At 61.5% G+C, this 8,906-nt stretch carries 14 protein-coding genes; all 14 read left to right on the top strand.

What is annotated here, in order from left to right; all coding sequences use genetic code 11:
• The first annotated feature begins 147 nt into the window (after nt 1–147).
• Nucleotides 148–387 carry a hypothetical protein gene (locus ACZXDY_RS16025; protein WP_464346154.1) on the top strand — a complete coding sequence of 80 codons (240 nt, stop codon included), beginning with the start codon at nt 148–150 and terminating at the stop codon, nt 385–387.
• A 47-nt stretch (nt 388–434) separates the two neighbouring features.
• Nucleotides 435–767 (top strand): hypothetical protein, encoded by a 333-nt coding sequence (locus ACZXDY_RS16020; protein WP_464346153.1) that lies wholly within the window; start codon nt 435–437, stop codon nt 765–767.
• 220 nt (nt 768–987) lie between these two features.
• Complete coding sequence (locus tag ACZXDY_RS16015; RefSeq protein ID WP_464346152.1) at nt 988–1,134, top strand: hypothetical protein; 147 nt, start codon at nt 988–990, stop codon at nt 1,132–1,134.
• Nucleotides 1,131–1,460 carry a hypothetical protein gene (locus ACZXDY_RS16010; RefSeq protein ID WP_464346151.1) on the top strand — a complete coding sequence of 110 codons (330 nt, stop codon included), beginning with the start codon at nt 1,131–1,133 and terminating at the stop codon, nt 1,458–1,460. Before ACZXDY_RS16015 ends, ACZXDY_RS16010 begins: the two co-directional genes overlap by 4 nt.
• Complete coding sequence (locus ACZXDY_RS16005) at nt 1,457–1,828, top strand: DUF6876 family protein (RefSeq protein WP_464346150.1); 372 nt, start codon at nt 1,457–1,459, stop codon at nt 1,826–1,828. Before ACZXDY_RS16010 ends, ACZXDY_RS16005 begins: the two co-directional genes overlap by 4 nt.
• Before the next feature lie 140 nt (nt 1,829–1,968).
• Complete coding sequence (locus tag ACZXDY_RS16000) at nt 1,969–2,904, top strand: hypothetical protein (RefSeq protein WP_464346149.1); 936 nt, start codon at nt 1,969–1,971, stop codon at nt 2,902–2,904.
• A gap of 51 nt (nt 2,905–2,955) precedes the next feature.
• Nucleotides 2,956–4,500, top strand: coding sequence for a hypothetical protein (locus ACZXDY_RS15995; protein WP_464346148.1), 1,545 nt, complete (start codon nt 2,956–2,958; stop codon nt 4,498–4,500).
• 12 nt (nt 4,501–4,512) lie between these two features.
• The gene (locus tag ACZXDY_RS15990; RefSeq protein ID WP_464346147.1) at nt 4,513–5,607 is read left to right on the top strand and encodes a hypothetical protein; all 1,095 of its coding nucleotides are present in this window, start codon (nt 4,513–4,515) and stop codon (nt 5,605–5,607) included.
• A gap of 102 nt (nt 5,608–5,709) precedes the next feature.
• On the top strand, nt 5,710–6,063 hold the full coding sequence (locus tag ACZXDY_RS15985) for a DUF5983 family protein (protein WP_464346146.1): 354 nt from the start codon (nt 5,710–5,712) through the stop codon (nt 6,061–6,063).
• A gap of 26 nt (nt 6,064–6,089) precedes the next feature.
• Complete coding sequence (locus ACZXDY_RS15980) at nt 6,090–6,299, top strand: hypothetical protein (RefSeq protein WP_464346145.1); 210 nt, start codon at nt 6,090–6,092, stop codon at nt 6,297–6,299.
• Between the two features lie 89 nt (nt 6,300–6,388).
• Nucleotides 6,389–6,592 carry a hypothetical protein gene (locus tag ACZXDY_RS15975; RefSeq protein WP_464346144.1) on the top strand — a complete coding sequence of 68 codons (204 nt, stop codon included), beginning with the start codon at nt 6,389–6,391 and terminating at the stop codon, nt 6,590–6,592.
• Nucleotides 6,593–6,597: 5 nt separating this feature from the next.
• Nucleotides 6,598–6,927 (top strand): hypothetical protein, encoded by a 330-nt coding sequence (locus ACZXDY_RS15970; RefSeq protein WP_464346143.1) that lies wholly within the window; start codon nt 6,598–6,600, stop codon nt 6,925–6,927.
• Between the two features lie 92 nt (nt 6,928–7,019).
• Nucleotides 7,020–7,463 (top strand): hypothetical protein, encoded by a 444-nt coding sequence (locus ACZXDY_RS15965; RefSeq protein ID WP_464346142.1) that lies wholly within the window; start codon nt 7,020–7,022, stop codon nt 7,461–7,463.
• A 281-nt stretch (nt 7,464–7,744) separates the two neighbouring features.
• Nucleotides 7,745–8,902, top strand: a complete 1,158-nt coding sequence (locus ACZXDY_RS15960; protein WP_464346141.1) for a DUF932 domain-containing protein — start codon at nt 7,745–7,747, stop codon at nt 8,900–8,902.
• The last annotated feature ends 4 nt before the right edge of the window (nt 8,903–8,906 follow it).

The following is an 8,906-nucleotide window of genomic DNA, read 5'->3' as shown; positions in this document are numbered from 1 at the left end:
CGCCGCCTTACGCTGCCGGTTGCGCATTCGCTGCTCAGGGCTGTGATACCAGGCCTTGCGCTTGCGATATTCAGCGGCCCAGTCGACCGCCTTTCTGCGGCGACGCCGCATCTTTGTAGCCATCACACAACCAACAGGAGTTCGAGCATGAACGACAAAGTATGCCGCTACCCGAACTGCGACTGCCCGACAGCCAACCCGACGAGGCTGTGCAATTTCGTCTACTGTGACGGCATCGGCGATTTCTGCTGCGATAAGCCGCTGCGCCTGGATGAGATCGCCAAGTACAGCACGCCAAGAATAAGCGATGCGCCGCGCGGCGCGAACGCGTGGCTCATTCTGCTTCTTGCGCTCGTGTTCGGCGTCATCGTCGCCGTCAACATCTAACGTCCACCGCCCTTTGCCGAGGGCATCTAGCAAAGAGGAGACCTGTTATGGGTCAACGTCACTCCGACGCCATCGCGATCGCGCTTGGCGCAATCAACCCCACCGCCATAGTCCACGCCTTGCTGCGCGCGTCCGACGAAATCCGCAGTTCATTAGAGTTTGCCGGCACCGCCTCGATCACGTGTGACGATGCGTTTCGCCTCATGGTCCATCAGCTGGCGCACATCTGCCGCATCGGTGAGTTGGACCGCAGCCCATCGCAATACATCAACGCCAAGATGGCGGTCGCTCGTGCCCACGACGCCGACCAGCAGAAGCTGGCTGATGCCGACTCGCGCCAGATCGCCGAGATCGCGGCCGCCGCACGGAGCCGTGCATGAGAACATACCGCAACGCCCGCCACGCGATCCGCGATGGCAACGCCGAAGCGCCGCGCGTCGTGGCCTTCGACAAGGTGATTTCCGCCTGGGTGCTGTACCACCGGGCGTTCCCCTGACCCGACGTGGAGCCCGACCTGCTCTGCATCGGGCTCGGTCACCTGCCGATCCCGCTCAGCAAGAGCGGGGGCGACATCCTTGATCAGATTTGGAGCACGGTCTCATGACCGCAGCCGAGCTTCGCAGGAAGCACAGCAAAACCCTGCGCAAACTGGTGAGCCGCGCCAAGCGCAGCCGCCACCTCTCACTCCAGCACCAACTCATTGCCTCGCTTGCCGAGGCCATCATCCAGAAAAGGAAGCAAGGATGAAGGCCACCTTTGACCTTTACCTTCACCACGGCCGCAAATCGGTCGACGAGGACATGAACGACTGGGGATCGCATGGCCCGGTGCTGAAAGACGTGATCGGAATCCATCAGACGTATGTAAGTCCGATCAACGTCTATTTCGCCAACAGAATTGCGATGCTCACAGCCCAGCAACTCACCGGATGGGATGTCTGGGACTGCTGCGCGCTCACCATGCGGTGGAAAGCTGATCTCGTCGAAGTCACCACCGATAGCGAGACCGTGTTTTTCGGCGACTGGGGTCTGATCGTGCCCACAAACCCCACTTCACCAGGAGAAGCGAAATGACCATCACCCGCGCAGATCTTGCGCAGTTCACCGGCACCTCGCAATGGTTTCGGCACGCGCTGGTGCGTACCGTCCTCTATACCGAGGGCATCCAGTTTCTTGCCGAGAAAGCCAATGCCTACTGGCTGCTCGACAAGATCGCGACATTGCAACTCGACCCAAACATCAAGGTCGAGCCATTCCAGGTCTGGAAACTCGAAGTTGCCGACAACATCGGCGCGCTGACCTGTAGCGACGGCGGCAAGCCGGAGCATGGGGGCGCGGCTCGGCTGCTGCACGTCGAGAAGATCGACTACACCGACTTTCCGCTCGACGAGATCGAGATCTGGGTCGAGGACGGCGTGATCCTGCTCCCCAGCGAGCACTGATCAACCGAGCCAAGCGCTTAAATCACACCAACTCGCTGACGCAACGCAGCAGGCATCCGATTGGGTGCCTGTCACGGTGCGCCCGTATGCACCACGCCCTTTGCCGAGGGCGTCCCAATCCAAGCAAAGAGGACTGAAGGATGTACCAGATCGTGGAAATGGTCTCGCGCGGCCAATTCAAGCCGTTCATCGACGAGACCACCAAGACCGCCCTTACCATCGAAAAGGGCGAGATCGCCAAGCAAATGGCCACCGAACTGTCGAAGACGCTGGGCCGCAAGCTGGTGCCGCGCAAGGTCGGCGACGTGAACTGGCGACAGCGTGAACAAAAGCGCATCGACGGCGGCGAATACCAGCTGCCGTTCTTTGTGAACAGCGGCCCGCATTGGTCGAGCGCTATCCCGCGCGATCACTTCCTGCATGTATCCAAAAAGGACCCGACCAAGATCGCCTTCACCGAGAGTCCGGAAAAAGGTGAGCAGGACATCCAGACCCAGATGAAGGTCGGCACCTATCTGCAGAAGTACCTCTCCCACTATATCAGCGCCGGCGAGATCACCCAGATCTCGAACCTGTTCGTCGCCGAACAGTCCGGACTTGAGCTCAAGTTCGCCACCACACCCGACGAGATCGAACACGTCTATATACACGGCCCGCATTCGTGCATGTCCGGCCCGGTCGAAGAGTTGGGCGAATACGGTGGCGACGGCGACGCCGACGAACATCCGGTGCGGGCCTATGGCGCCGGCGATCTGGCCTGCGCCTATGTCGAACGCAACGGATACATCATCGCCCGCGCGATCTGCTGGCCGGCGCGAAAGGTCTTCATCTCCGTCTACGGCGAGGAACACCTGCTGTTGAGATCGATGCTGATGCGTGCCGGCTATCGGTGCGGCAGCAGCAAAGACTTCGACGGCGCCCGGCTGCTCGAACTCGAGATCATGCCGTACCTCGATTTCGGCCTCTGCATGGAGCCGCTGTACGAGGACGGCTCTCACGGCTGGGCGTCGCCCAAGAGCGCCAAGAAGCGGGCGAGGATGGGCAACTACAAGCTCTACGTCGGCCGCTACTACTGAACACCAACCGCCCCTTGCCGGGGGCATCCCCAAAAGCAAAGAGGACAAACGATGACATTTCACTTGGTTGAAATGGTCTCACCGGGCGTGTTCGCCCCGGTGCTGGACGAAACCACTCTGCTGCCGATCGAATTCCCCAACGGCCGCGCAGCTGCCAACCGGGCGCAGATCCTGTCGTCCACCACTGGCAAGAAATACCAGCCGCGTCGGATCAAGACCGACACCAACTGGCGTGCGCGCGAGCAGGCCCGATTCGACGACGGCAGCTATGAGCCGCTGCCGTGGATCAATGAACGCTGGTGGCGCGACAACGCCGCCATCCATCGCGACCACTTCGCCCATGTGTCGACCGACCAGCCGGGCAAAATTGCATTCACCGAAAACGAGCAGCGTGGATCGACCGACACGCAGACGCGGATGAAGGCCGGCAAATACCTGGCCCGGTTCTTTGCCGGCATTCTCACCAACGAACAGATCGCCAGAATCGCGAGCGAGTTTGCAGCGCGCTACGAGGAGAATGTTCTGCTGTTTGCCGAGACGGCTGACGAGATCGAGGAGGTGTACCGCAACGGTCCCCATTCCTGCATGTCGAACGAGGACTATCGGCGCACACAGGGCTGGGGACGTGGCGGCAGTTTCTCAAGCCCGTTCCATCCGGTGCGAGTATATGCGGCCGGCGATCTCAAGGTCGCCTACATCCAGCATGACGGCCACGTCACCGCGCGCACACTGGTCTTTCCGAAGAACAAGACTCACAGCCGCGTATACGGGGACTATTACCGGATGCGCGAGCTTCTGGCCGCCCAAGGCTACGAGTTCGGCGACCCGATCGGCGCCAGACTCGTTCGGCACTTCGACGAGGGCATGAACACCATGGTGTTGCCGTACCTCGACAAGGGGACCGAGTCCGGCATGGGTTCGCTCGCGGCCGTCGATCGCGGAAGCCATCTTGAGATCGTTTACGATGATGGCTCGCGGCCGAAGATGTTCAGAGGCTGCAACCTCAATGGCTACGGCTCACCGGTCGAGTATAGCGTCGCCTTCGACGACGAGGACGACGATGGCTACCAGTGCGACCGCTGCGGCGAATGGTTCGACGACGACGACCTTCGCCGCGTCGTAGACGAAGGCCGGTGGTGTGAGCATTGCCGCGACAACTATGGCTTCTACTGCGACGGCTATCAACGTTGGTACAGCTGCGACAGCGAGGTCAGCTACACCCTGAGCAACGGCGAGGTGGTGTCGGGACGGTACTTCGACAGCCATTGCTTCACCTGCGACTTCGACAGCGAGCACTACTACAACGAGGACGCTGTCGAGATGGCCAATGGCGAGAGATGGTACATCGCCAACTTCCGCGAGAACGGCTTCGTCTGCGACATGACCGGCCGAAACTACCCGAACGAGGAACGGGTGGATATGGCCAATGGTCAGCGCTGGTCGCGGGAGTATTTCGATCGCTACGGCTTTGCCTGCACCGAATGCGGGGAGAATTTCCCGCTCCATCAACAGCATCCCAATCAGGACAGCGCGTGCCGAAATTGCGGCGCGTCCCTCTTCAGTGCAACCGCGGAAGCTTCCGCTGAACACATTTAAGGAAACATCACCATGACATTCGAAGGCACCACGGCCGAAGCCGACCTCAAGACCCTGTACGAAATGCTGACCTATGCGCGGCCTGCGGGATCGCGCACAGAGAGGAAATTCATCAACCGCTTCATCCGCCCGTTGGGCGCCAAGGCGGATGCTTACGGCAACTACATCCTCAAAATCGGCGACGGGCCGGTCTGCTTTTCCAGCCACACCGACACCGTGCATAAGAGTGGCGGCAAGCAGCGCGTGACCATCACCACCGACTACATGATGAAGCTGCCGATGCTGTCGCAGTCGAACTGCCTGGGCGCCGACGATACGTCCGGCGTCTGGCTGATGTGCGAGCTGATCCGGGCCAAGGTGCCCGGACTCTACATCTTCCACCGCGAGGAGGAGGTTGGCGGCGCCGGTTCGAGCTTCATCGCCAAGCGCACCCCGGAACTGTTCGAGCAGATCAAGTGCGTTATCGCGCTCGACCGCAAGGGCCGGCACGATGTCATCACCCATCAGGGTGGCGCCAGATGCTGCTCGGGCGCGTTCGCGGACTCGCTGATTTCGGGCCTCGGGATCGAGCACCTGGCCAAAAGTGACGGCGGCACCTTCACCGACAGCGCCAACTACACCAGCATCGTCGGCGAATGCACCAATCTGTGCGTCGGCTACTACGACCAGCACTCGTCAAAGGAAACGCTGGACGCCGAGTTCATGGCCGAGATGCGCGATGCCTTGATCAGGCTCGACCAGAGCAAGCTGGTGTTCGAGCGCAAGGCGGGCGATGTCGATCCGGACGACTGGTCGTGGATGGAGGACAGCCTGTATGGCTCGTCCTACTACCGCGGCGGCTACAAGAGCTATTCCTATAGTAAAGGCACCGCAGTCACCAAGTCGAACAAGGGCGGGTGGTCCACGCTCAATGACGACGACGAGGTGGAAACCATCGAGGTGGAGAACATCGAGGACATCTGGATCGACGGCCACCGTATCCCGGACATGGAGACCATCGTCGAGCGCAATGCCGACGCCGTCACCGACATCCTGCGCGATTGCGGCTACGACGAGAACAGCCTGATGCGGGAGATCTACGACCGCCTGGGCACCCTCAACATCTGACCCCGCCAAAGCGCCCCACGAGGTTGCCGCCTCGTGGGGCATGGCTTTCGCCATGTCATCGCGGCCCATTGCGCCGCAAAGAGGAAGGACGAAGGAACTACGATGACCGCCCACATTTACCAAGGGAACCCCGATTCCGCCACCCCCAGCGCCCATCAAACAGACGACGCTGCGGCATCATCGTCACCCGAAATCAGCAAGTTGCTGCACCTGTCGACCGGCCACATCAGCAAGGCCACCGTCGATTTTCTCGACAACGAGGAAATCTACATGGCCAAGCACGAATTCGGCTGGTTCGTCTGGGTCGACGAATTCGTCGTTGCCGGTGACGCGCCGGGCATATGGCCGGACGATCTCGTCGCCTGCCTACGCTTCGCGCACCAGAACGGCTGCGACTGGCTCATTCTCGATCGTGACGTCCCGCCGATCGAGGCGCTGCCGCAGTACGACTGGTGAAGCAATCAACCAAGAAAGAAAAGAATATGCCAACGCTTGCCGTCGTTCTCATGATCCTCGCCGAGGCGCTGCCGGTGCCGCGGTCGCCCACCAGCTCGAACTGCCCGACCGGCTACTACGCCTCCGGCGGCTACTGCGCGCCGATCAGCTCGAAGTCGCGCCCGGCAGTGCCGCGGTCCGGCACGTCATGCCCCTCGGGCTGGTCGTCCTCGGGAAACTTCTGCGTCAAGAGTTGAAAAGCGCAGCGCAGACGGCCCGACCTACCGGGCCGTTCACGGTGCGCTTTTGTACCTTACAGAGGAAGGACCACACCATGAAAGCTGGAGTGATCAGCGACAAGGAAATGCGGGCCATCAACAGCGGCGAAGTCGAAGCCCAGATCGTTCAATGCACTGCCGATGAGGCGCGCGCATTGTGCGATGAAGTCTCAGACGAAACCTTGATGGAGGCCATCGACACCTCCCAAGGCCCAGTGTTCACCGGCGATGCCAAGGCGGCCTACGTCGTCCTTAAGATCGTCGGAGCGTGACGCAGATGGCCGGCTTTGCCGGGCCGGCCATTCACGGGTGCGCTTCCAGCACCCCGTCCATGCCGGACGGCAACTCAAAGAGGAACCGACAAATGCAAACATTCAACATCGCTGGCGTGACGCTCAACCACGTTCGGGAAAGCAACATCTATTCCCGTACCGCCATCGAGTGGCGCAGGACAGGCCGGGAAATCGGCCTGCGCAACGGCCAGGCCGCAGCGAGCCGTTTCGCCAAGGAAAACGGCCACGCCATCATCCGCTGGAACGACGGCCACGCCACACTCTACATCCACGACGATGACGACCGCTTGCGGAAGATCAGGTTCACGGCCTGAACCACGCCCCTGACGATCGTGCGGGGGCGGCTTGCTCCCGCCCCTCGACGGGATCATTTCGAAGGCAGTTACTCCGTCGATAGGAAAAGCGAATGATCTACACGATTGGCTATCACGCGCTCACCCCGGCCCGGCTGCAACTGATCGCATCCAGGCTGGGAGCGCGCGTCATCGATGTGCGTGGCGGGACGATGCGCGCGAAAAGCGGGTTCGGCCGCCGTCAACTCGAAGCGCTCCTTGGCGAGGCTTACGAGTGGCGCGGCGACCGGCTCGGCAATCGCGGCACCAATCGCGTCACGCGCGAGGGAATCGCGGAGCTTAAGCGGGAGGACCGAACCAAGACCCTCCTGCTGCTGTGCGTCTGCGACTCGCCAGAAGGCTGTCACCGCCACATGCAGATCACCGGCCCACATTTCCCGGCCGCCCTGCACATCTGGCGGGACGAGGTCTTCACCTCGGCCGCCCTCCAAGCAGCCATCGATGAAGGCGAGGAGGCCGAATACGAGACGGTGGGCTGCCTACAGGACTTCCTGTAAGCCCACACAGGCGCTCGCCACGGCGGGCGCCTGTGTGGTTATTTCCTCCCAGACCCGAGTAGCCAAGGGTCTACGGAAGGTCACTCCCCGAACCCCGCAGGCCCGGCAACTGGCCCTTAAATCAGGCCCTTGCAGGAACCTGTTCCAGCCCTTGCTACCCCTGCAGGGTATCCAAAATTCTGAAAAAGTTATGTTGCCGGGTGGAAATATCCCGCCTAGCATCCACATGGGGTTGCCGCCCCAAAACCCGCGCCAATGGCGCAAAGAGGAAGGACGAAGCTATGAATGCACCCTGGAAGCCGAACGTGTTCGCCGGCGAAAGCCGTATGGACCTGTCCCGCCAGTGGATGGCTAGACCCGCCGACGAGCGATTCCTGAATCTCTCGGACCTGCTCAAATCGGTGAAAGGCCACTTTGAATCCGCGAGCGAGGAGCGCCTGGCCCCGAAAGCCATCGGCATCATCGCCAACGAGGACCCGGCCGACCGCCACTCGCTCGGCGTCTTGCTGCACGACGACCTCGAACTCGCCCTGTCGCACTGGACGTTCTCCCAGATCGCCAACCTCGCCGCCGCGCCCGGCGCCTATCTCAGAACGCTGCCGGCGCAACTGGTCGCCGACAACCTGAACTGGGGCCTGCGGTACAACCGCAAGGCGGATGGCATCAAGACCTACGCGACGCCGCACGAATTGCGCGCGGTGACCGGCCCGGATTACGGCCGCATCCCCGATTTGGAGGTGGTGCAGGCGGTGATGCAGGTGGCCGGCGACGGCACCGGCGAACAACGCTGGAAGATTCCCGGCACGCTGGACTGGCGCACCGGCATCTACGATCCGCGGGCACGTGTGACGATCGATACCACCACGCTCTATGCCTCGGACCGCGACGTGTTCATCTTTCTGGTCGACGATCTCAACCCGATCGTGATCGGAAAGACCAAGGACGGCCACGACGACATCGTGTTTCGCGGCTTCTACATCCAGAATTCGGAGGTCGGCGCGCGAGCCTGCAAGATTTGCACGTTCTATCTGCGCGCCATCTGCTGCAACCGGATCATGTGGGGCGTCGAGGGCTTCGAGGAGTTCGTCATCCGCCACACCAAGATGGCACCGGACCGCTTCCTCCAGACCGCTCTGCCCGCCCTTCGGTCATTTGCCGACGGCTCGGTGCAGAAGCTCAAGGAAGGAGTCGAGAAGGCCAAAGCGGCGAAGCTCGCCTCGGACGATGACGATATGAAAGCCTTCCTCAAAGAGCGCAGGTTCTCGATCAAGAAGGCCGAAGCAGTGATGGAGGCTGTCGAGCGCGAGGAAGGCCGCAAGGCCCGCACCGTCTGGGATGTCGCTCAGGGCATCACCGCGGTGGCCCGCAACGAGGCCAACACCGACGACCGGCTGGAGCTTGAGCTTGAGGCCAAGCGCATTCTCGACAAGGTGGCCTGATGCT

The organism is Bradyrhizobium sp. LeoB3, from assembly GCF_055456055.1.
This window is presented reverse-complemented; position numbering and strand designations above follow the sequence as displayed.